The 21,179-nt window shown below is 68.1% G+C and carries 23 protein-coding genes and 2 pseudogenes; 16 read left to right on the top strand and 9 right to left on the bottom strand.

Features of this window, described 5'->3' with window-relative positions; all coding sequences use genetic code 11:
- The 6 genes and pseudogenes from ACFE65_RS05965 to ACFE65_RS05940 all read left to right on the top strand — a co-directional run.
- Window positions 1-294: pseudogene (locus tag ACFE65_RS05965) on the top strand (tRNA (adenosine(37)-N6)-dimethylallyltransferase MiaA); the annotation flags it as partial.
- Window positions 295-363: 69 nt separating this feature from the next.
- Window positions 364-2,139 carry a biosynthetic-type acetolactate synthase large subunit gene (gene ilvB / locus ACFE65_RS05960; protein ID WP_375381424.1) on the top strand — a complete coding sequence of 592 codons (1,776 nt, stop codon included), beginning with the start codon at window positions 364-366 and terminating at the stop codon, window positions 2,137-2,139.
- A gap of 85 nt (window positions 2,140-2,224) precedes the next feature.
- Window positions 2,225-2,740 (top strand): acetolactate synthase small subunit, encoded by a 516-nt coding sequence (gene ilvN / locus ACFE65_RS05955; protein ID WP_375381423.1) that lies wholly within the window; start codon window positions 2,225-2,227, stop codon window positions 2,738-2,740.
- A gap of 119 nt (window positions 2,741-2,859) precedes the next feature.
- Window positions 2,860-3,879, top strand: coding sequence for a ketol-acid reductoisomerase (gene ilvC / locus ACFE65_RS05950; RefSeq protein ID WP_375381422.1), 1,020 nt, complete (start codon window positions 2,860-2,862; stop codon window positions 3,877-3,879).
- A 48-nt stretch (window positions 3,880-3,927) separates the two neighbouring features.
- Window positions 3,928-4,746, top strand: coding sequence for a glycosyltransferase (locus ACFE65_RS05945; protein WP_375381421.1), 819 nt, complete (start codon window positions 3,928-3,930; stop codon window positions 4,744-4,746).
- Between the two features lie 85 nt (window positions 4,747-4,831).
- A complete protein-coding gene (locus ACFE65_RS05940) occupies window positions 4,832-5,479 on the top strand; it encodes a YceI family protein (RefSeq protein ID WP_375381420.1) in 648 nt (215 codons plus the stop codon).
- 72 nt (window positions 5,480-5,551) lie between these two features.
- On the opposite strand, the gene ACFE65_RS05935 is transcribed toward ACFE65_RS05940, so the two are convergent.
- Complete coding sequence (locus ACFE65_RS05935; RefSeq protein WP_375381419.1) at window positions 5,552-5,941, bottom strand: BLUF domain-containing protein; 390 nt, start codon at window positions 5,939-5,941, stop codon at window positions 5,552-5,554.
- A 242-nt stretch (window positions 5,942-6,183) separates the two neighbouring features.
- On the opposite strand from ACFE65_RS05935, the gene leuA reads away from it, so the two are divergent.
- On the top strand, window positions 6,184-7,845 hold the full coding sequence (leuA, locus tag ACFE65_RS05930; protein WP_375381418.1) for a 2-isopropylmalate synthase: 1,662 nt from the start codon (window positions 6,184-6,186) through the stop codon (window positions 7,843-7,845).
- A gap of 139 nt (window positions 7,846-7,984) precedes the next feature.
- Here the strand turns inward: leuA and ACFE65_RS05925 are convergent, their stop codons facing one another.
- From ACFE65_RS05925 to folE, 3 genes are read right to left on the bottom strand one after another with little or no spacing between them, the layout of a single operon-like run.
- Window positions 7,985-8,344: a dihydroneopterin aldolase gene (locus tag ACFE65_RS05925; RefSeq protein WP_375381433.1), complete on the bottom strand. Its 360-nt coding sequence runs from the start codon at window positions 8,342-8,344 to the stop codon at window positions 7,985-7,987.
- Complete coding sequence (locus tag ACFE65_RS05920) at window positions 8,331-9,119, bottom strand: SDR family oxidoreductase (RefSeq protein ID WP_375381417.1); 789 nt, start codon at window positions 9,117-9,119, stop codon at window positions 8,331-8,333. Before ACFE65_RS05920 ends, ACFE65_RS05925 begins: the two co-directional genes overlap by 14 nt.
- A gap of 2 nt (window positions 9,120-9,121) precedes the next feature.
- Window positions 9,122-9,745, bottom strand: coding sequence for a GTP cyclohydrolase I FolE (gene folE / locus ACFE65_RS05915; protein ID WP_375381416.1), 624 nt, complete (start codon window positions 9,743-9,745; stop codon window positions 9,122-9,124).
- A 124-nt stretch (window positions 9,746-9,869) separates the two neighbouring features.
- Here folE and ACFE65_RS05910 point away from each other — a divergent pair, with 124 nt between their 5' ends.
- Both ACFE65_RS05910 and ACFE65_RS05905 read left to right on the top strand, forming a co-directional pair.
- Entirely contained in the window at window positions 9,870-10,073 is a 204-nt protein-coding gene (locus ACFE65_RS05910) for a DUF2945 domain-containing protein (protein WP_375381415.1), read from the top strand.
- Between the two features lie 44 nt (window positions 10,074-10,117).
- Entirely contained in the window at window positions 10,118-10,411 is a 294-nt protein-coding gene (locus ACFE65_RS05905; RefSeq protein WP_375381414.1) for an SWIB/MDM2 domain-containing protein, read from the top strand.
- A gap of 168 nt (window positions 10,412-10,579) precedes the next feature.
- On the opposite strand, the gene ACFE65_RS05900 is transcribed toward ACFE65_RS05905, so the two are convergent.
- From ACFE65_RS05900 to ACFE65_RS05890, 3 genes are all read right to left on the bottom strand, one after another.
- Window positions 10,580-10,942, bottom strand: coding sequence for a PilZ domain-containing protein (locus ACFE65_RS05900; RefSeq protein WP_375381413.1), 363 nt, complete (start codon window positions 10,940-10,942; stop codon window positions 10,580-10,582).
- 104 nt (window positions 10,943-11,046) lie between these two features.
- Window positions 11,047-11,412 carry an RNA polymerase-binding protein DksA gene (dksA, locus tag ACFE65_RS05895; protein WP_375381432.1) on the bottom strand — a complete coding sequence of 122 codons (366 nt, stop codon included), beginning with the start codon at window positions 11,410-11,412 and terminating at the stop codon, window positions 11,047-11,049.
- A 577-nt stretch (window positions 11,413-11,989) separates the two neighbouring features.
- Window positions 11,990-12,808: a hypothetical protein gene (locus ACFE65_RS05890; protein WP_375381412.1), complete on the bottom strand. Its 819-nt coding sequence runs from the start codon at window positions 12,806-12,808 to the stop codon at window positions 11,990-11,992.
- Between the two features lie 13 nt (window positions 12,809-12,821).
- Here ACFE65_RS05890 and ACFE65_RS05885 point away from each other — a divergent pair, with 13 nt between their 5' ends.
- The gene (locus tag ACFE65_RS05885) at window positions 12,822-12,923 is read left to right on the top strand and encodes a PEP-CTERM sorting domain-containing protein (RefSeq protein ID WP_375381411.1); all 102 of its coding nucleotides are present in this window, start codon (window positions 12,822-12,824) and stop codon (window positions 12,921-12,923) included.
- Between the two features lie 95 nt (window positions 12,924-13,018).
- On the opposite strand, the pseudogene ACFE65_RS05880 reads toward ACFE65_RS05885, so the two are convergent.
- Window positions 13,019-13,497 (bottom strand): annotated as a pseudogene (locus tag ACFE65_RS05880) (host attachment family protein).
- Between the two features lie 97 nt (window positions 13,498-13,594).
- On the opposite strand from ACFE65_RS05880, the gene serS reads away from it, so the two are divergent.
- The 5 genes from serS to ACFE65_RS05855 all read left to right on the top strand — a co-directional run bounded on the left by serS (window position 13,595) and on the right by ACFE65_RS05855 (window position 18,626).
- Window positions 13,595-14,875: a serine--tRNA ligase gene (gene serS / locus ACFE65_RS05875; protein ID WP_375381431.1), complete on the top strand. Its 1,281-nt coding sequence runs from the start codon at window positions 13,595-13,597 to the stop codon at window positions 14,873-14,875.
- Entirely contained in the window at window positions 14,875-15,654 is a 780-nt protein-coding gene (gene surE, locus ACFE65_RS05870; RefSeq protein WP_375381410.1) for a 5'/3'-nucleotidase SurE, read from the top strand. Before serS ends, surE begins: the two co-directional genes overlap by 1 nt.
- Window positions 15,655-15,664: 10 nt before the next feature.
- Window positions 15,665-16,972 (top strand): peptidoglycan DD-metalloendopeptidase family protein, encoded by a 1,308-nt coding sequence (locus ACFE65_RS05865; protein ID WP_375381409.1) that lies wholly within the window; start codon window positions 15,665-15,667, stop codon window positions 16,970-16,972.
- Window positions 16,973-17,010: 38 nt separating this feature from the next.
- Window positions 17,011-18,234, top strand: coding sequence for a tyrosine--tRNA ligase (tyrS, locus tag ACFE65_RS05860; RefSeq protein WP_375381408.1), 1,224 nt, complete (start codon window positions 17,011-17,013; stop codon window positions 18,232-18,234).
- Between the two features lie 74 nt (window positions 18,235-18,308).
- Window positions 18,309-18,626 (top strand): PilZ domain-containing protein, encoded by a 318-nt coding sequence (locus tag ACFE65_RS05855; protein WP_375381407.1) that lies wholly within the window; start codon window positions 18,309-18,311, stop codon window positions 18,624-18,626.
- 3 nt (window positions 18,627-18,629) lie between these two features.
- Here the strand turns inward: ACFE65_RS05855 and recG are convergent, their stop codons facing one another.
- The gene (recG, locus tag ACFE65_RS05850; RefSeq protein WP_375381406.1) at window positions 18,630-20,705 is read right to left on the bottom strand and encodes an ATP-dependent DNA helicase RecG; all 2,076 of its coding nucleotides are present in this window, start codon (window positions 20,703-20,705) and stop codon (window positions 18,630-18,632) included.
- Between the two features lie 118 nt (window positions 20,706-20,823).
- On the opposite strand from recG, the gene ACFE65_RS05845 reads away from it, so the two are divergent.
- Window positions 20,824-21,096, top strand: coding sequence for a succinate dehydrogenase assembly factor 2 (locus ACFE65_RS05845; protein ID WP_375381405.1), 273 nt, complete (start codon window positions 20,824-20,826; stop codon window positions 21,094-21,096).
- Window positions 21,097-21,179 lie beyond the last annotated feature (83 nt).

The raw sequence follows: 21,179 nt of genomic DNA, 5'->3' as shown, positions 1-21,179 counted from the left end.
ATCGACGCGCGGGCTGAGGTGATGGTGGACGGCGGCGCGCTGGACGAAGTCGCGGCTCTGCTGGCGCGGACGGACGTACCGAGCAATGCGCCCGTACGGCGCGCGATCGGCGTGCCGGAGGTGGCGGCGCTTCTGGCAGGGAAGATTACGCGCGACACGGCTCTCGAACGATTGCGCCTCGCGACGCGTCGCTACGCTAAGCGGCAATATACCTGGTTCCGGCACCAGCCACCCGCTACATGGCCCCAAATGACCACCGTTAGCGCGGACGAGGTTGTAATAAAGTTGCAGTAACTTTGCTTGACGCGCACGATTGCAACTCCTAGTGCGCTGCCACTTCATCCTTCATAGCCGAGTTCAGTCATGACCGAGAAAAGCGGAGCGGATATCCTTGTCGAGGCGCTGGTCGACCTGGGTGTCGAGCTGGTGTTCGGCTATCCGGGCGGCGCGGTGCTGCCGATCTACGATGCGCTGTTCCGCGCCAATGCGCGTGGCATGCGGATCCGGCACATATTGGTGCGCCACGAGCAGGCCGCGACCCATGCCGCCGAGGGCTATGCGCGCTCCACGGGCAAGCCCGGCGTGGTGCTCGTCACCTCCGGTCCCGGCGCGACCAACGCCGTCACCGGCATCACCGACGCGCTGATGGATTCGATCCCGATGGTCGTCATCACCGGCCAGGTGCCGACCGCGCTGATCGGCACGGACGCGTTCCAGGAGGCGGACACCGTCGGCATCACCCGCCACTGTTCCAAGCACAACTACCTGGTGAAGGACCCGGCACGGCTTGGCGACACGATCCACGAGGCGTTCCATATCGCCACTTCCGGCCGTCCCGGCCCGGTGGTGGTCGACATCCCCAAGGACGTCCAGGTCGCGACCGCGCGTTACCGGAAGCCTGCGGCCTCCGCGCCGATCCAACACAAGAGCTATCGCCCGCAAGTGAAGGCGGATCGGCCGGCGATCGAGGCTGCGGTCGACATGCTGGCCGCGGCGGAGCGCCCGATCCTCTACACGGGCGGCGGCGTCATCAACTCGGGGCCGGGCGCCAGCCTGCTGCTGCGCGAGCTGGCGCGGCTGTCGGGCGCGCCGGTCACATCGACGCTGATGGGGCTGGGCGCGTTCCCCGCGTCGTCGCAGCAGTTCCTCGGCATGTTGGGGATGCACGGCACCTATGAGGCGAACCATGCGATGAACCGCGCGGACCTGGTGCTCGCGATCGGCGCCCGGTTCGACGACCGGGTGACGGGGCGGCTGGACGCATTCAGCCCGACCAGCCGCAAGGTCCACATCGACATCGACCGGTCGAGCATCAACAAGAACGTCCGCGTCGACCTGGGCATCGTCGCGGACGTCGGCCACGCGCTGGAGGACATGATACACGTCTGGAAGGCGCGGCAGCATCCCAGGCCCGACCTTGCCGACTGGTGGGCGGACATCGAGGGTTGGCGCGCGAAGGAGTGTCTTTCCTTCCCCGAGGACGATGCGCCGGGCGCCGCGATCATGCCGCAACGCGCCGTCCGCGCGCTGTGGGAGGCGACGCGCGCGCGCGACCCGATCATCACCACCGAGGTCGGCCAGCACCAGATGTGGGCCGCGCAGCATTTCGGGTTCGAGAAGCCCAACAAATGGCTGACGAGCGGCGGGCTCGGCACGATGGGCTATGGGCTTCCGGCCGCGATCGGTGCGCAGCTCGGCAACCCGGGCGCGCTGGTGATCGATATCGCCGGCGAGGCGTCGATCCAGATGAACATCCAGGAACTGGCGACCGCGGGCCAGTATCGGCTGCCCGTCAAGATCTTCATCCTCAACAACGAATATATGGGCATGGTCCGCCAGTGGCAGGAGCTGACCTATTCGAGCCGCTATTCGGAGAGTTACAGCGAATCGTTGCCAGACTTCGTGAAGCTTGCGGAGGCATATGGCTGGAAGGGCATCCGCATCGAGGCGCGGGACGAGCTGGACGATGGCATCGCCGCGATGCTGGCGCACGACGGCCCGGTGATGGTCGACTGCCGCGTGTCCAAGGAGGTCAACTGCTTCCCGATGATCCCGTCGGGCGCGGCGCATACCGACATGCTGCTATGGTCGGACGAGGTGGTCGGCGAGATGACCGACGAAGCCAGAGCGCTGGTGTAGGCCTGTCACCTCAGCGTACGCTGAGGTCTCTTGGTTGAAGCCCGACAAAAGGGAGACCCCCGCCTTCGCGGGGGTGACGTATAGAGTGCAGATCAAAGCTGAAACCGCCTCCCGCCACACGCTGGCCGTGCTCGTCGACAACGAGCCGGGCATCCTCGCGCGGATCGCCGGGCTGTTCACCGCGCGCGGCTACAACATCGAGTCGCTGACCGTGTCGGAGATCAGCGAGGACGATTCGGTCAGTCGCATCACCATCGTCACCTCGGCGTCGGCGCCGGTGATGGAGCAGATCATCGCCCAGCTCGAGCGGCTGGTGCCCGTCCATCGCGTCGCCGACCTGACGGTGCTGGGCGCGCACGTTGAGCGCGAGCTGGCGCTGGTGAAGGTCGCAGGCGTCGGCGAGCACCGGATCGAGGCGATGCGCCTGGCCGAAGTCTACCGCGGCCGGGTGCTCGACGCGACCGTATCGTCCTTCGTGTTCGAGGTGACGGGCGGGCGCGACAAGATCGACACGTTCGTGGGCCTGATGAAGCAGCTCGGCCTCGTCGAGGTCGCCCGCACCGGCATCGTCGCCATCGCCCGGGGGCGCGAGGCGGCTTAGTCCACGAGATCACCAACCATCCCGTCACCCCGGACTTGATCCGGGGTCCCGCTTGTTCTCAAGCCGCGGGAAAAAGCGGGACCCCGGATCAAGTCCGGGGTGACGAAAGGAGTTTTAGAATGCGTGTCTATTACGATGCCGACGCCGACCCCAGCCTGCTGACTACCAAGAAGGTCGCGATCGTCGGCTATGGCTCCCAGGGTCATGCCCATGCGCAGAACATGCGCGATTCGGGCGTCACGGACGTGGCGATCGCGCTGCGGCCCGGCTCCGCCTCGGCGAAGAAGGCCGAGGCCGCGGGCTTCAAGGTGATGACAAACCAGGATGCCGCCGCCTGGGCGGACCTCGTCATGGTCCTCGCTCCCGACGAGCATCAGGCGGCGATCTATGCCGACGATCTGCGCGACCACCTGAAGCAGGGCGCCGCGCTCGCCTTCGCGCACGGGCTCAACATCCATTTCGGCCTGATCGAGCCGCGCGCCGACCTCGACGTCATCATGATCGCTCCCAAGGGCCCCGGCCATACCGTCCGCTCCGAGTATAAGCGCGGCGGCGGCGTGCCCTGCCTGATGGCGATCGCGCAGGACCCGAGCGGCAACGCGCACGACCTGTGCCTGTCCTACGCCAGCGCGATCGGCGGTGGCCGTGCGGGCGTGATCGAGACGAGCTTCCGCGAGGAATGCGAGACCGACCTTTTCGGTGAGCAGGCGGTGCTGTGCGGGGGTCTGACGCACCTGATCCAGGCCGGGTTCGAGACGCTGACCGAAGCGGGCTACGCGCCCGAGATGGCCTATTTTGAGTGCCTGCACGAGGTGAAGTTGATCGTCGACCTGATGTATGAGGGCGGCATCGCCAACATGCGCTACTCGATCAGCAACACCGCCGAATATGGCGACATCGTCACCGGCCCACGGATTATCACATCCGAGACCAAGGCGGAGATGAAGCGCGTGCTGGCCGACATCCAGGGCGGCCGGTTCGTGTCCAGGTTCGTGCTCGACAACCGCGCGGGGCAGCCCGAGCTGAAGGCCGCGCGCAAGCAGGCCGCCGCGCATCCGATCGAACAGGTCGGCGCCAAGCTGCGCGCGATGATGCCGTGGATCGGCGCGAACAAGCTGGTAGATACCGAACGCAATTGATCGGAAATGTCATGGCGACGTAGGGACGGGTCGCATACGAAGGAGAGTATGTCCCCCGCCGCTCCTCGTCCGCGCTGGTCGATCGTGCTCCCCTATTACAATGAGGAGGCGTTCATCGGTGCCACGCTGCGCGCGGCCCTGGCGCTGCGGGGCGGGCCCGTTCGGCTGATTCTGGTCGACAACGGCTCCACCGACGCGACGCAGGCGCTGTGCCGGCGCATGCTTGACGGCGTCGCGGGGATCGACGTGCGCCACGTGTCCGAGGAGCGACCGGGACCCGTCCATGCGCTCCACGCCGGCTTTACCGCCGTGGACACGCCGCTGGTCGCGTTCTGGAATGCCGACACGCTGTATCCGCCCGAGTACCTCCAACGCGCGGAAGCGTTGCTCGATCCGCCGGGCGTGGTTGCGGCGATGGCGGTCGGGCTCAATGCGCCGGCGACCTCCTGGCGCGGCCGGTGGCAGCGGTTCCGCAAATATGGAACCAGCCTGGTGCTGGCGCGGCAGGCGCATACCGGCACGTTCGGGCAATGTTTCCGGACGGAGGCGCTGCGGGCGGCGGGTGGACCCCGGTCCGACGCCTGGCCCTGGGTGCTCGACGATCACGAGGTGATGCAGCGCGTCTTCAAGATCGGGCGGTCGCGCTACGATCCCGATTTCTGGTGCCATCCCTCCACGCGCCGGGCGTGCAGCGCGGACGTGCGGTGGACGCTGTTCGAGCGGTTGATGTACCATGCCACGCCGTTCCGGGCGAAGGACTGGTTCTTCCACCGCTTCCTCGGCCCACGCTTCAGCGCGCGAGGAATGGGCAGCGCCAATCTCAGGATCAGGAATTGGGAAGCCCGCAAGCCCGAGCCGGGGGCGTGAGCGCGGAAACGCACCTGTTCCTGAGCGGCGTTTGACGCTTCCCCGCCCTTGGCGCACACCTCGCCCGTTCAAAGGGAGATTTCAGATGCGCCTCGCCATACCCGCCACCCTCGCCGTCGCTGTCGCCGCCGCGATCGCCGCCGTTCCGCTCGTCGCCCAGCGCGCGCCGATGGGTGGCGGCATGGCGCCGATGATGGGCGCCGGAGCGCCCACCGATGTCGCCGCTGGCACCTATGCTATCGAGCCCGGGCATACCCAGCTATCGTTCACCGTCACGCACCTCGGCATCACGCCGTTCACCGGCATGTTCTCGGGCGCAAGTGGCTCGATGAAGCTCGATCCGGCGCATCCGGAAGCGACGACGCTTTCCGTTTCGGTGCCGATCGCAAGCGTGCAGACCACCAGTGACAAGCTGACAGAAGAATTGCGTAGTGCCGACTGGCTCGACGCCGCCCGCTTCCCGACCGCGACGTTCGTGTCGAGCAGCGTGATGCCGATGGGCAACGGCATGGCGCGGGTCGACGGCACGCTGACGCTGCACGGCGTCTCCAGGCCCGCATCGATCAGCGCGCGGTTCTTCGGCGCGGCGACCAATCCGATGAGCAAGAAGGCGTCTGTCGGCTTCGTGGGTCGCCTGATGTTCAAGCGTGCAGAGTTCGGCGTGACGAAATATGTGCCGATGGTTTCCGACGACACGTCGATGTCGATCACTGCAGCGTTCGAGAAGCAGTAATCCTCATTTTGTCGGGAACCGGTCGGGTGATATCGTTCGCGCCGGCCGGTTCCCCGCAGTACCGACGGCCGATCAGGCCGCGCGTGCGAGCCGCATGAACCCGTCGAACGTCCCGCGCACGTTGGGCGAGGCGGTCGCGAGCAGCGGTTCAACCTGCCGCACCAGTGCGTCGCCGTCGCTGCCCGACCGGCGCTCGGCCATCTCCCAGGGCCCGAACTCCCGCGTCTCGACGATGCGCCGCGACAGTATCACAACCGCACGATGACGCGGATCGGCCGAGATCCGGGCGAACGCCGCTTCGACCGCCGCCTCCTTGCCCTCCAGCGCCTGGAGAAACCGACGCCCGTCATGATAGAGCAGCCCTGTCACCGCGTCGCGCGCGTTGTTCCGCCGCGAGACTCGCAGGATCGCCGTCATGTCGACCGGGCCCCGCGCGGTGCTGATGTAGACGAGTTGCAACAAGAAACGTCTCCTTGCGCTCGGGCTACCATCCGAACGTCAATTTCAGATAAACCCCACTTTGACTTGGATCAGGCGCCGGGCTGGACATCGCTTGCCCGCTGCGGCACGTCAGGCACCGTGCTGACAACGGCCCTCCTGCTGCGTCGACTTATCCGCCCTTAGGCGGACCGTCGACGCGCGAGCGTCCGCCCGCCTAGGGGCTTTCCTTCCGCCACCCCTCCCCCGCACCATGCGAGGCCGTCATGCTGTCCGATCCTTCCGTCAAATACCGTCCGTTTCCGCCCGTCGACCTGCCCGATCGGCAGTGGCCGGGCCGCACCCTCACCCGGCCGCCGCGCTGGCTGTCGACCGATCTTCGCGACGGCAACCAGGCGCTGATCGATCCGATGGACGCGCAGAAGAAGACGCGGCTGTTTGACCTGCTGGTGAAGGTCGGCCTCAAGGAGATCGAGGTCGGCTTCCCGAGCGCGGGTGCGACCGAGTTCGATTTCATCTCGGGCCTCGTCCGATCGGGACGCATCCCCCACGACGTGACGATCCAGGTGCTGACCCAATCACGCCGCGACCTGATCGAGACGAGCTTCCGCAGCCTGGAGGGCGTGCCCACTGCGATCGTCCACCTGTACAACGCGGTCAGCCCGGTGTGGCGCCGCATCGTGTTCGGGATGAGCCGCGCGGAGATCAAGGCGCTGGCGATCGACGGCGCCAGGCTGCTGCGGGACGAGGCCGACCGTCATCCGGGCACCGACTGGCGGTTCGAGTACAGCCCGGAGACCTTCTCCACCGCCGAGCTCGATTTCTCCGTCGAGGTCTGCGAGGCGGTGATGGACGTGCTCTGCCCGACGCCGGAGAAGCCGTTGATCCTCAATTTGCCTGCAACCGTCGAGGCGGCGGGCCCCAACGTCTATGCCGACCAGATCGAGTGGTTCGGCCGCCACATCCGCAACCGCGACAGCGTGGTGATCTCGCTCCACCCGCACAACGATCGCGGCACCGGCGTCGCGGCGGCGGAGATGGGACTGATGGCGGGCGGAGACCGGCTGGAGGGCTGCCTGCTCGGCAACGGCGAGCGGACGGGCAACTGCGACCTCGTGACGGTGGCGCTCAACCTCTACACCCAGGGCGTCGCGCCGGGGCTCGACTTCTCGGACATCGACACCGTCGTGAGCACGGTCGAATATTGCACAAACCTGCCGATCCACCCGCGCATGCCCTATGCCGGCGACCTGGTCTTCACCGCCTTTTCGGGCAGCCATCAGGACGCGATCAGGAAGGGGTTCGCGGCGCAGGCGACTCGCAACGACGAGCTTTGGGAAGTGCCCTATCTGCCGATCGATCCCGCCGACCTCGGCCGCAGCTACGAGGCGGTGATCCGCGTCAACTCGCAGTCGGGCAAGGGCGGCGTCGCCTGGGTGATCGAGCAGGATCGCGGGCTGAAGCTGCCCAAGCGGCTGCAGGCGGACTTCAGCGGCCATGTGCAGGCGATGGCCGACGAGCTCGGCCGTGAGCTCGATGCCGGCGACATCTGGTCGCGATTTGAGGCGACGTACCTGCCCCGGTCGGCCGACCGCTTCATCTTGCGAGACTATGAGGAGAGCGGGGGCGCCGGTCAAAGGCTCTTCGTCGGCCATGTCGCGGTCGATGGCGAGGAGCGGTCGATCTCGGGGCGAGGCAACGGCCTGATCTCGGGCGTGATCGCAGCGGTGGCGGACGCCGGCGGACCGCTGCTCGACGTGGTCGACTATAACGAGCATGCGATCGGCCATGGCGCCGATGCGCAGGCCGCCGCCTATGTCGAGTGCCGGACGGCGGCAGGGCGGATCGTGTTCGGCGTCGGGCTGGACACCGACATCGCCACGGCCAGCGTCCGCGCGGTGCTTAGTGCGGCCAACCGGGCGGGGTGACGGGAAAGTAGGTAACAGTAGGTAACACCAAACGCATCGTGACGCGCTTGATGGCGGCAGGGACCGGATCGATGATGTGAAAGAGCGTCACGGGACACGCTTTTCAGGGCTTCACGCGCGATCCAACATTGCAAGTCGATCAGCCGCGCGTCCGCACGATCTCGCAGCCTACGCTCGCATCCGGGTACACGTCCGTCTTGGTCGTACGCACCCGGACGTGCGCGACCCGCGCATCGGCGAGGCACAGCGCCGCGATCGCCTCGCACAGCGTCTCCTGGAGCGCGAAGTGGCGCTCGGCTGCCATCGCCAGGATGCCGGTGCGCAGGAAGTCGTAATCGAGCACTTCCTCGATCGCATCGTCGCGCGGCGGCGCCGGATAGATGACGGTCATCGCGACCGACACCGCCACCCGCTGCGGCACGGCTTCGTGCGGGTGAATGCCCAGGCGGATCGCGACCGCCGGCATGTCGAGGCGGGTGGTGAACTCAGCCACGCAAATGGTCCTTGGGCTTGTTCGCGAACATTACGTCGCCGTCGCGCGGCAGGAACCGCTGGCCGTTGTCGACGAACAGGTTCTGCCCGGTGATCGCGGGACAGGTCAGCAGGAACGCCACCGCGCGGCCGATCTCGTCGACCGGCACCGGACGGCGCAACAGGTTCTCGGACGCGACGGCAGCGAACTCGTCGGGAGTCTGGTCGCCGCTGGGCAGCGTCAGGCCGGGCGAGACGGCGTTGACGCGCAGCCGCGGCGCGAACGCCTGCGCCAGCATCGTCGTCGCGCCTTCCAGCGCGACCTTGGTCAGCGTGTAGGACAGGAAGTCCGGGTTCAGATTGGCCACTTTCTGGTCGAGGATGTTGACGACCGCCCCGTCCTCTAGTTCGGGCTGCGCGGCCATAGCCTCAACCAGCGCGATCGGCGCGGCCAGGTTCACGGGGACAAGCCGGGCGAGGAGCGCCGGATCGAACGCCGCCGGGGCGTCGAACTCGAAGACCGAAGCGCAGTTGACGAGCCCGTCGATCGGTCTCCCGATCGCGCTCCGCGCCGCCGCGATCAGCCTGGCGCCCGCTCCCTCGGCCGCCAGGTCGCCGGCCACCGTCGCAACGGCATCGCCCGTCGGGTCGAGCGCCTGCGCCAGCGCCGTCGCCTCGCCGGGCGAATCGTGGTGGTGGATCACCACGCGGTGCCCCTCGCCCGCCAACACGCGCACGATCGCCGCGCCGATCCGGCGTGCCCCGCCGGTGACGAGCACCGTCCGCTTCACGATTAGCGCCACGCTCAATACCCCATGAGCGCGAGCACTTCCTTGCGCGAGCGGTCGTCGTCGCGGAACACGCCCATCATCCGGCTGGTCACCATGCCGACACCGGGCGTGCGCACGCCGCGCGCGGCCATGCAGGCGTGGGTCGCATCGATCACCACCGCGACGCCGATCGGATTCAGCCCTTCCCAGATGCAGTCGGCCACCTGCGCGGTCAGCCGCTCCTGCACCTGCAACCGGCGCGCGAAGCCGTGGAGCACGCGGGCGAGCTTGGAGATGCCGACGACATGATCGCGCGGCAGATAGGCGATCGAGGCCTTGCCGATGATCGGCGCCATGTGATGCTCGCAATGCGACTGGAACGGGATGTCCTTCAGCAGCACGATCTCGTCATAGCCGCCCACCTCCTCGAACACGCGCGTCAGATGGCGGGCTGGATCGTCGTCGTAGCCCGCGCAATATTCCTTCCACGCGCGCGCGACGCGGCGCGGCGTATCCACCAGTCCCTCGCGCGCCGGATCGTCGCCCGCCCAGCGCAGCAGGGTGCGGATCGCCTCGACCACCTCCGCCGGTATGGCGTCGGCCGGCGGCGCCGGGGCCTTGTCGCCCAGAATGTCGCCGGTCGCTTCGTCGTACGTCATCTGTCGGGTTCCATGGATACCGGATCGGGACGGGTCTAGCGGGCCGGACCCGGCGATGCCAGCGGGCGCGGCGCAACCTTCTCCGCCCTCCTGCGCTTGGCCTGCGTTCATCGAGGAGAGCATGATGGCGGATCTGAAAAAGGGTGACGAGGTCGAGTGGTCCTCCCACGGCGGCACCGCGCACGGCACGGTCGAGAAGAAGCAGACCAGCGACACCAAGATCAAGTCGCACACCGTCCGCGCGAGCGCGGAGGAGCCGCAGTATATCGTCAAGAGTGACAAAGGCGGCGAGGCGGCGCACAAGCGCGAGGCGCTGAAGAAAGCGTGACCCCAAAGCCGGCCGTGACCGGCGCCAATCAGGAAGGAACCCCAATGGCCAAGACCACCACCAACGCCGGCGGCGCGAAGACGCAGGAAGCCAAGGGCACCGGCATCCATGCCCCCGTGCAGCCCTCTCCCGAGCTCGGCGCCGTGGTCGGCAACGACAAGCTGCCCCGCAGCGAGGTCATCAGCAAGGTCTGGACCTACATCAAGAAGAACGACCTCCAGAATCCGGAGAACAAGCGCGAGATCCTGGCCGACGACAATCTGAAGAAGGTGTTCGGCAAGGACAAGGCGACGATGTTCGAGATGAACAAGTACATCTCCGCACATCTGAAGGCATAGGCAGAGCAAGCGGTCGGCCGGCTGGCGCCCAGCGCTTGCCGGCCGCGAGCATGCAGCGAGTCGGGGAATGCCGCGGCGACTCGCTGCCACCGACTTGTTGATCGGCTAGATCAGATCTTGTTCGCATCGACCTTACGCCGTCGCGCGATACCCGTCAGGATTGAATCGTCACCGACTGCGGGGTCTTGGTGCCGAGGCCGGCGCTGGGCGCAACGCGATCGGCTTGCGAGCCTTCGACGGATCGATCGGCGCATCGAAGGCGATCCCGGTGCGACCCTCTGCGAACCACGCGACCTTGCCCGGAACCCAGCCGATCCCGCGGACGTCGATCTGAACCGGCGTGTCGCGCTCCAGCGGCGTCGCGAAGTCCGCCATCAGCCCGCCGGGCGACAGGTTGCGGATGCGGACGGAGAAGGTCTCGCTCAGCGACGGCGTGCGAAGCCGCGCCATCAGGAACAGGCTGTCGCGCGATCGGGCTCCCGAACCGGCATCATCGGCGGACGAACTGCCAAAAGGGAACGGCTCGGGCATCAGGCTATCCATCGGCAGGTCCATCATTGGGGCTTACCCGCGCGGTAACGATCAAACCCTCACAAGCGCTTAACCGGACCGGATCGCGCCTGAAAGCCGAATGGTCAATCCTCGCGCGACACGCGCTCATGACGCTCGTGGCGCTCCTGCGCTTCCACCGTCATCGTCGCGATCGGGCGAGCTTCGAGACGGCCTAGGCTGATCGGCTCGCCGGTCACCTCGCAATAGCCATACTCGCCTTCGTCGAGGCGACGGATCGCAGCGTCGATCTTGCTGATGAGCTTGCGCTGGCGGTCTCGCGTGCGAAGCTCGATCGACCAGTCCGTTTCGCTCGACGCCCGATCGTTGAGATCGGCCTCCCGGAGCGAGTCATGCTGGAGAAGCGACAACGTACCGCGCGACTCGAGCAGGATCGCATCCTTCCACTCGATCAGCTTGCGGCGGAAATACGCCTGCTGGCGCGACGACATGAACGGCTCACCCTTTTCGGGTCTATATTGCCCATCGTTCGCCGCCAGAATCGGCCCGAAATCCTGAAGGCCCGTAACCCTATTCGCCAACGACGCCATCTGCACCTCCCCGTCGGCCATTCCCGCCCCATCGGAAACGAACGACGCCCACGGCGCCTATAGTGGCAGACTCGCATCCCCACAAGCGACTGACGCGCCGACGCAGCCGTCAGACCGTGCGACAGTACCGCGGACTCCCCGCGACAATTATCGTTGCAATCATCACTGGCTGCCGTCGATTTGCGTCCCATCCTGATACGGTAACGACAGTATAGCGACGAACCGCAGACAGCATATCGATGACGACCGCCTTAACATGGTTAATGCGCTTGCGCTTAATCGTTTGTTTTGCACTTTGGCGGATGAGCGGCGGGTAACCGCTTCAGTCGGCCTGCGGTGGACCGCCTGCCGTAAACCGGAAAGCGACGATAATGTCCGTTCGTATGGCCTTGGCGAAACTATGTGCCTGCACCTGCGGGGGCGCGATCATCGGCGGCGGCGCGGTGCATGTGGCCGAGCGGCCACACCCCGTCCGCATTCACCATGTCGTCCGCCGCGTCGTGCGCCAGACGATCGCGCCCGCCCGCCTGCACCGTGTGGTGACCACCACGCGCACGTCCTGCCCCGCCGCCGTCGTGACGGTGGCGAGCCAGGGCGCGCCGATCCCCGTCCCGCAACCGCAAGGTTTCGCGCTCGGGTCGAGCGGCGTGGTGGGCCCGGCGCTGATCGGCGGCACCGGAGGGTTCGGCTTCGGCAACGGGTTTGGCGCCGGCTTCGGTGGCGGCTTCTTCGGCGGAACGTCGGGCGGGAACGCCGGCATCGTCGTCTCGTCGACGTCGAGTTCCAGTTCATCGGGCAACGTGTCCAGTTCGACCGGCGGCGTGTCCAGCTCGACGGGCGGGGTATCGAGTTCCTCGGGCAACGTCACCGGCACGGTGTCGAGCTCCAGCTCGACCGGCGGCGCCAACGTGGGCCTGACCGTGGACAACTCCAGCAATAACAGCAGCAACAATTCCAGCAACAACAGCAGTTCGAACAACGCCAGCTCGAACTCGAACGCGGCGTCGACATCGAACGCCAACGCGGCGTCGAACGCGAACGCCAATGCGACGAACAACAACTCGAACACGAATACCAGCACGAACAACAACAACAATTCGAATGCAAATACGAACGACAACAGTAACTCAAACTCGAACAACAACTCGAACGCGAACAACAATTCCAATTCGAACACCAGTAACAACACCAACAACCAGAACCAGAACCAGAACCAGAACCAGAACCAGTATGGATCAAGCAGCGCGGGCTGGAACCAGCCGCCGGTCACGCCGGTGACACCGACCTCGCCGGTCACTCCCGTGACGCCGGTGACGCCGGTTCCCGCGCCGCCGATGGTGCTCCTGTTCGGCGCAGCCGCCGCCGCGCTGGTAGCGCGTCAGCGGTTCGCGAAGCGCCCCGCCGCCGCTTGAGCGACCAGCCGACGGTACACGCATCGCGAACGGAAAAGGGCTCCCGAGCGATCGGGAGCCCTTCCTGTTTGGGCGTGACCCGTCGGAAGCAGCGATCAGGCGGCGGCCAGCGCCTTCTCGATGTCCGCCACCGGATGGCCGGTCAAATCCTTGGCGAGTTCGCCCACGATCCGCTTGCTGACCTCGCCGTGATAATGCTTGCGCAACTCGCCCAGCGTGCGCGGCGGCGCCACGACGATCAGTTGCTCGAAATCATGCGCCAACACCCGCCGCTTGAGCATGTCCGCCGCCTCCGCCGCGAACCGGTCCTCCTCCAGCTGATGGAAGTCGGTGTCGGCGACCGAGCTCCGCGTCCCCGGCGCCGCGCCGGCCGGCCCCGAGCCAAAGCCTGCCCCGCCCAGGCCGCCTGAGGCGCGCCCAGCGGCATCGCTCGCCTGGTCGCGGTCGGCCGGGTTGGGATGCTCCTGCGCCGCCTCGACCTGCAGGTCGGGATGGGCGCATCGCCCTTGTTGCGCAGGAACAGCAGTTTGCGCCCGTCCGCCACCAGCACCACCGCGTTATGGGCCATCTGCATCGCTTGAGCTCCTTTGTCGTTGGCGATCGAGGGGAGGAACGCCGCCGTGGGCGCGCGGGTTGCCACCTCGCCGACGCCCGGCCATAGCCCGCGCGCCATGCACGACATCCGCCTGATCCGAGACGATCCCGCCGCCTTCGACGCAGGACTGGCCCGCCGCGGCCTCGCGCCGGTGGCGGCGACGCTGATAGCACTCGACGAAGCGCGGCGCGGCACCATCACGCAGGTGCAGGCCGGGCTGGCGCGCCGCAACGAGGCGTCCAAGGCGATCGGCGCGGCCAAGGCGGCGCGTGACGAGGCGGCCGCGGCGGCGCTGATGGCGGAAGTCGCCGCGATCAAACAGGCGCTGCCGGCGCTGGAGGCGGAGGAGGCGCGCACCGGGGCCGAGCTCGACGGTCTGCTCGCCGCCCTGCCCAACCTGCCGCTCGCCGACGTGCCCGATGGCGTGGACGAGGACGACAATCTGGTGGTCGCCGAGCATGGCCGCCCGCGTGACCTGGGCTTCTCCGCGCGCGAGCATGATGCGATCGGCCCCGCGCTCGGCCTCGACTTTGAGACGGGCGTGAAGCTCGCCGGCGCGCGCTTCACGCTGCTGCGCGGCCCCGCCGCCCGCCTCCACCGCGCGCTCGGCCAGTTCATGCTGTCGGTGCTCGCGGACGAGCATGGCTACGAACAGGTCGTGCCGCCGCTGCTGGTCCGCGACGAAGCGATGTTCGGCACCGGCCAGCTTCCCAAGTTCGCCGACGACCTGTTCCGCACCACCGACGGACGCTGGCTGATCCCCACCGCCGAGGTGAGCCTGACCAACATCGTCGCCGGCTCGATCCTCGCCGAGGACGCGCTCCCGCTGCGCTTCGCCGCGCTCACACCCTGTTTCCGCTCCGAAGCCGGCGCGGCGGGGCGCGATACGCGCGGCTTCATCCGCCAGCACCAGTTCGAGAAGGTCGAGATGGTCTCGATCGTCACGCCCGATGCGTCGGAGGCGGAGCATGAGCGGATGACGTCCTGCGCCGAGGACATATTGACGCGGCTTGGCCTGCCGTTCCGCCGCATGAAGCTGTGCGCCGGCGACATGGGATTCGCCGCCGCGCGCACCTATGACCTGGAGGTGTGGCTGCCCGGTCAGAACCGGTATCGCGAGATATCGAGCTGCTCGACCTGCACCGACTTCCAGGCGCGCCGGATGAATGCGCGCTATCGGCCGGCCGGCGAGAAGGCGACGCGATTTGTCCACACGCTCAACGGCTCGGGCCTCGCGGTCGGGCGTACGCTGGTCGCGGTGCTGGAAAACTACCAGCAGGAGGACGGCGGCGTGGCGATCCCGGACGTGCTGCGGCCGTGGCTGGCGGGCCTCAACCGCCTGGAACCCGCGCGCTGATGCGCATCCTGCTGACCAATGACGACGGCTATTATGCGCCAGGCCTCGCGGTGCTGGAGGCGATCGCGGCGCGGTTTTCGGACGATGTGTGGGTCGTGGCACCGTCGGACGAACAGTCGGGCGCAGGCCATTCGCTGACGCTCACCCGGCCGCTGCGCGTGCGCCGGATGGGCGACAGGCGGTTCGCCGTCGCCGGCACGCCCACCGACGCGGTGATGATGGCGCTAGCGCGGTTGATGAAGGACAGTCCGCCCGGCCTGATCCTGTCGGGCGTCAACCGCGGCGCGAACCTCGGCGAGGACGTCACCTATTCGGGCACCGTCTCGGCGGCGATGGAGGGCGCACTCGCCGGCGTCCGCTCGATCGCGCTGAGCCAGGTGCGGCCCAATCAGATGGAGGGGCGCGGCCGGATAGGGGACGAGGTTCCGTTCGACGCCGCCGCCGCCTGGGGCGAGCGCGTGCTGCGCCCGCTGCTCGATGTGCCGATGGCACCGCGGACGCTGGTCAACGTCAACTTCCCCGCGCTGGCTGCCGACGAGGTGAAGGGTGTCAGGATCGTGGACCAGGGCTTCCGCGACTATGGCCGGCTCCAGATCGTCACCAACCGCGATCCGCGCGGCTTCGACTATCACTGGTTCGCGCTCGGGCCGACCGAGACGACGCCGGCGCCCGGGACCGATTTGGACGCGGTGGCAAATGGTTACGTCGCGGTGACGCCGCTGCATCTGGACCTGACGCATGCCGCATCGCTAGAGGGTCTTCGCCGGACGTACGGTTGAGGAGAGGCGCGTGAGATTGGCCGGACCGGTATCGCTGGGGGCGTTGCTGCTCGCCGGCTGCATTCCGCAGTCCGATCCGCCGCCACGCGATCGGCCAGTTTACCCGGGCGCGGCTCCCTGGCCCTATGACCATGGTGGCCGGCCGCCGCCCGCTCCCGCGCCGCGGGACGCCGCGCAACATACCGACGAAGTCGCCGAGGCGAACCGCCGCTCGCTCGACGAGACGCAGCCGTCGGCGCGGCCGGTGCCACCGGTCGACGACGACCGACCGCCCGAGCAGGATCAGCCCGCTGCCACAATGGTCGAGCCGCAACCGCAGCCGTTCCGCGCGCCGACGCAGCGGACGCGACCGCCTCCGCCCCCGATAGAACCCGCTGCGGGTGCGCCGGTGGATGCCAGCGCTCCTGCCCCGCCGATCGCGCGGCCGGCATGGGAGGCCCGTCCGGTCGTGGCCGACGCGGTCGAGGTGACCGACGGTAGCTACACGGTTCATCCCGGCGAAAGCCTGCGGGCGGCGGCCGAGGCGACCGGCGTGGGCGTGGAGGCGCTGGCGCGCGCCAACGACCTGACGGCGCCTTACCCGGTGCGTGCAGGGCAGCGTTTGCGCGTGCCGGGCGGGCGCTATCATCTGGTTCGCCCGGGTCAGTCGGGCATCGCGATCGCGCGCGCCTATGGCGTCGCATGGTCGCGCATCGTCGACGCCAACGGGCTGGCCGAACCCTATTCGCTCCATGTCGGCGACCGCATCCTGATCCCTGGCGGCGGCAACCGGACGACGAGCGCAGCGGAGCGTGCGGCGGCGTTCAACCTCGACGTCGACGACATCCTGACCGGCGGCGAGCCGGCGCTGGCGGTGAACCAGGCGCCGACCCGGCCGATCGCGACCGCCACCCGCGTCCTGCCGCCGAGCGCGGCGATCTCGGCGCCCGCTCGCCTTCGCGGCGGGTTCGTCTGGCCCGCCGACGGCAAGTTGGTGAAGCGCTTCGGCCGCGGCGAGAGCGGCTATCGCAACGACGGGATCGAGATCGCGGTGCCGGTCGAGACGGCGGTCCACGTCGCCGCGGACGGCGTCGTCGCCTATGCCGGCGAGGGGATCGCGGCGCTGGGCGGGATCGTCATCGTCCGCCATGGCGACGGATGGACCACCGTCTATGGCCATGCGAGCAAGCTGCTCGTCCAGCGCGGGCAGAGCGTGCGCCGCGGGCAGACGATCGCGCTGTCGGGCGACACCGGTTTCGCCGACCGGCCCGAACTGCATTTCGAGCTGCGCAAAGGCCGCGCGCCGGTCGACCCGCTGGCGCAGTTGCCCGATCGATAGCTTGATCTCTCCTCCCGCTTGCGGGAGGGGAGACGGCCATGGCCTACTCCTCCGACCTCCTCCGCCTGCTGTCGACCCGCGGCTATGTCCACCAGCTGACCGACGGCGCCGCGCTCGACGCGCTGGCGGCGAAGCAGGTCGTGCCGGGCTACATCGGCTTCGACCCCACCGCGCCGTCGCTACACGTCGGCAGCCTCGTCCAGATCATGATGCTTCGCCGGATGCAGCAGGCCGGCCACAAGCCCATCGTCCTGATGGGCGGGGGGACCGGCAAGATCGGCGACCCCAGCTTCAAGGACGAGGCACGCAAGCTGTCGAGCGCGGAGACGATCGGCGCGAACATCGCCTCGATCCGCCGCATCTTCGAACGCTTTCTCACGTTCGGCGATGGCCCGACCGATGCGGTGCTGCTCGACAATGCGCAATGGCTCGACGCGCTCGAATACATCCCCTTCCTGCGCGAGGTGGGGCAGCATTTCTCGGTCAACCGGATGTTGTCGTTCGACTCGGTCAAGCTGCGGCTCGACCGCGAACAGTCGTTGAGCTTCCTAGAGTTCAACTACATGATCCTGCAGGCCTACGACTTCCTGGAGCTGTCGCGCCGCGCAGGCTGCCGGCTGCAGATGGGCGGCTCCGACCAGTGGGGCAACATCGTCAACGGGATCGAGCTTGCGCGCCGCATGGACGGCACCGAGGTGTTCGGGCTGACGACGCCGCTCATCACGAAGGCGGACGGCAGCAAGATGGGGAAATCGGTCGACGGTGCGGTGTGGCTGCACGAGGACCAACTCTCGCACTACGATTACTGGCAGTTCTGGCGAAATACCGACGACCGCGACGTCGGCCGGTTCCTGCGGCTGTTCACTGACCTGCCGCTCGACGAGATTACGCGGCTCGAAGCGTTGGAGGGCGCGCAGATCAATGCCGCGAAGAAGGCGCTGGCCGACGCCGCGACCGCATTGTGCCGGGGCGAGGCGGCCGCGGCAGAAGCTGGGGAAACGGCGCGGCGGACGTTCGAGGAGGGCGCGGGCGGCGAGTCGCTGCCGAGCCTCCCCGTTTCGGGTGCGATCGGAATCGTCGATGCGCTGGTCGGACTGGGCCTCGCCGCCTCCAAGGGCGAGGCGCGGCGGCTCATCAAGGGCGGCGGCGCGCGGGTCGCGGGCGAGCAGGTGGCGAGCGACGCCCACACGATCACGGTGGCGGGCGAGCCGGTGCGCGTGTCGGCGGGCCGGAAACACCACGGCATGCTGCTGCCGGCCTGAAAAGTCGGCCATTTTGGGGCATTTACGTCGGATTCACTCCTCGACCCCAAGCTGGGCGGTGGAGGAGATCGACGATGGCGGCAAGCTGGGCGCAACTACCGCCCAATGAACACAGGACCGAGCCGCGCGACGAGGTGAACCACCGTGCGCGCGCGACCGATCTCGTCGCAGGCTGTCCGCTGCCGATGCTGGTCGTCAACATGTCTCCCCATGGCATGATGGCACGGTGCGAGGTGCCGCTCGCGCCCGGTGATCGCCTGCGGATCGTGCTGCCCAAGGCGGGCGCGCAAGCAGCGGAAGTGCGCTGGTCGCTGGGCGGTCGGATCGGGTGCCAGTTCGACCAGCCGATCGCGCTGGGTGACTACGTGTCGGCGCTGGCGGCGATGCGCTGATCCTCAGCCCGACCGCAGCATGGCGACGCCGGCGTCGCGCTCGAACAGGTACAGCGCCGCGCGTGCGGCCTGTCCCCGTGGCTGCGCAAGGCCGCCGTCACGATCGATGAGCAGTCGCGCATCCTGATTGGCGGGTACGATCAGTTCCGTCAGCAATTCCGGCGTCACCAGCTTCGAGGTCGCCTCGCCCGACTGGCGGGTTCCCAGCAACTCGCCCGCACCGCGCAGCCGCAGATCCTCCTCCGCGATGCGGAAGCCGTCATTCGTCTCGCGCATCAGCGTCAGCCGGGCACGCGCGGTCTCCGTCAGCGCCGCGCTGCGCACCAGCACGCACACCGACCGCCCCGGTCCGCGCCCGACCCGTCCGCGGAGCTGGTGGAGCTGAGCGAGGCCGAACCGGTCGGCATGCTCGATCACGATCAGCGTCGCGTTGGGCACGTCGACCCCCACCTCGATCACCGTCGTCGCGACCAGCACGCCGATCCGCCCAGAGGAGAAGGCAGCCATCACCGCGTCCTTCTCCAGCGGCTTCATCCGGCCGTGGACCAGGCCGACCCCGCTCCCATCCTGCGCATCGCCGAACCGCATCTGCAACGCCGCCGCGCGCGCCTCGGCGGCGGCCATGTCGCTGGTCTCGCTCTCCTCGACCAGCGGGCACACCCAATACGCCTGCTTGCCCTCCGTCAGATGCCGGCCGAGCGCACCGACCAGCTCGTCCAGCCGATCCTCCGACACCACCCGCGTCTCGATCGGCTGGCGACCCGGCGGCATCTCGTCGAGGCGGCTGACGTCCATCTCGCCATAGTTGGCGAGCGTCAGCGTGCGCGGGATCGGCGTCGCGGTCATCGCCAGCAGGTGCGGTGGCTTGTGCGCCTTGTCCTGCAGCAGCAGCCGTTGCGCGACGCCGAACCGGTGCTGCTCGTCCACCACCACCAGGCCGAGGTCGCGATACGCCACCGCCTCCTGGAAGATCGCGTGGGTGCCGACCAGCACGTCGATGCTGCCGTCGGCAAGACCCATCAGCACGCCCTCGCGCACCCGCCCCTTGTCGCGCCCGGTCAGCGCCGCGACCTCGATCGGCAGGCCGGCGAACAGCCGCCGCAGCGAGTCGAGATGCTGGCGCGCGAGGATTTCGGTCGGCGCGAGCATCGCCGCCTGCGCGCCCGCCTCCACCGCCGTCAGCATCGCGAGCGCGGCGACCAGCGTCTTGCCCGCGCCCACGTCGCCCTGGAGCAGCCGCAGCATCGGCGCCTGCTGCGCCAGGTCGCCCTCGATCTCCGCCACCGTGCGCGCCTGCGCGCCGGTCAACGCATAGGGCAGCGACAGCGCGTCGCGGAGCCGGCCATCGCCCGCCAGCGCCCGCCCCCGGCGCTTGCGCTGGTCGGCCCGCACGATCGTCAGCGCGAGCTGGTTGGCGAACACCTCGTCATAGGCGAGGCGCGTCCGGGCAACCGTGTCCGCCGGATCGGCATGCACCCGCACGATCGCCTCGCGCCAGCCCGGCCAGCCGTGCTTGGCCAGCAGCGACGGCTCGATCCACTCGGGCAGCTCGGGCGCGCGCGCCAGCGCCTGCGCCACCAGCGCGCCGAGCCGGCGCGACGTGATCCCCTCCGTCAGCGGGTACACCGCCTCGCGCGCCGCCGGTCCGTCAGGGTCCGCGGGATCGCCGACATAGTCGGGATGGACGATCTGAAGCTCCTGCCCGTACATCTCCAGCCGGCCCGACACGCGCCTGGGTTCTCCCACCGGCAGCACCTTCTTCGCCCAGCCCGATCCGCCGCCGAAATAGACAAGGCTGACGTAATTGCCGAGCGCGTCGGTCGCCTGCACCCGCGTCGGCCCCCGCCCGGCGGACGACCGATGGCTTTGCGCGGTCAGCACGATCGACACCGTCCGGCCGGCATCCGCCATCATCAGCTCGTCGCGCTCGATCCGATCGATCCAGCCGCTCGGCAGATGGAAGAGAAGGTCGACGACGCGCGCCAGCCCCAGCCGTTCCAGCGGGCGCGCGAGCCCGGGGCCGACGCCCTTCAGCGCCGTGACTTCGGCGAACAACGGATTGAGGATGTCGGGGCGCATGGCTATGTCCGGGTGATTACCCCAGCCCACTTCGGTCATGCCAGCGAAAGCTGGCATCGCCGTGTTGGTGGTGGGACCTTCTCACCGGGAGATGCCAGCGTACGCTGGCATGACGTCTATGGCGCCAGATCACGACACCCGCATCAAGCGCACCCGCTTCCGCGCCTGGCACCGCGGCACGCGCGAGGCGGACATGATCGTCGGCGGCTTCTTCGACGCGCATCACCTCGCCTGGACCGCGGCCGAGTTCGACTGGTTCGAGGCGCTGATGGAGGAACAGGACGTCGACATCATGGGCTGGGCGATCGGCTCGATCCCGTGCCCGCCCGAATGGGACGGTCCGATGATGCGGACGATGCGGTCGATCAATTATGTGACGACTGCCCGCTAAAGCCAACCTTCCTCCGTCTACCCTGAGCTTGTCGAAGGGCTGCCTTTCTTCGCCAAGAAGGACAGTGCTTCGACAGGCTCAGC

This window comes from uncultured Sphingomonas sp. (assembly GCF_964237335.1).
In the GTDB taxonomy this organism is placed as follows: Bacteria; Pseudomonadota; Alphaproteobacteria; order Sphingomonadales; family Sphingomonadaceae; genus Sphingomonas.
This window is presented reverse-complemented; position numbering and strand designations above follow the sequence as displayed.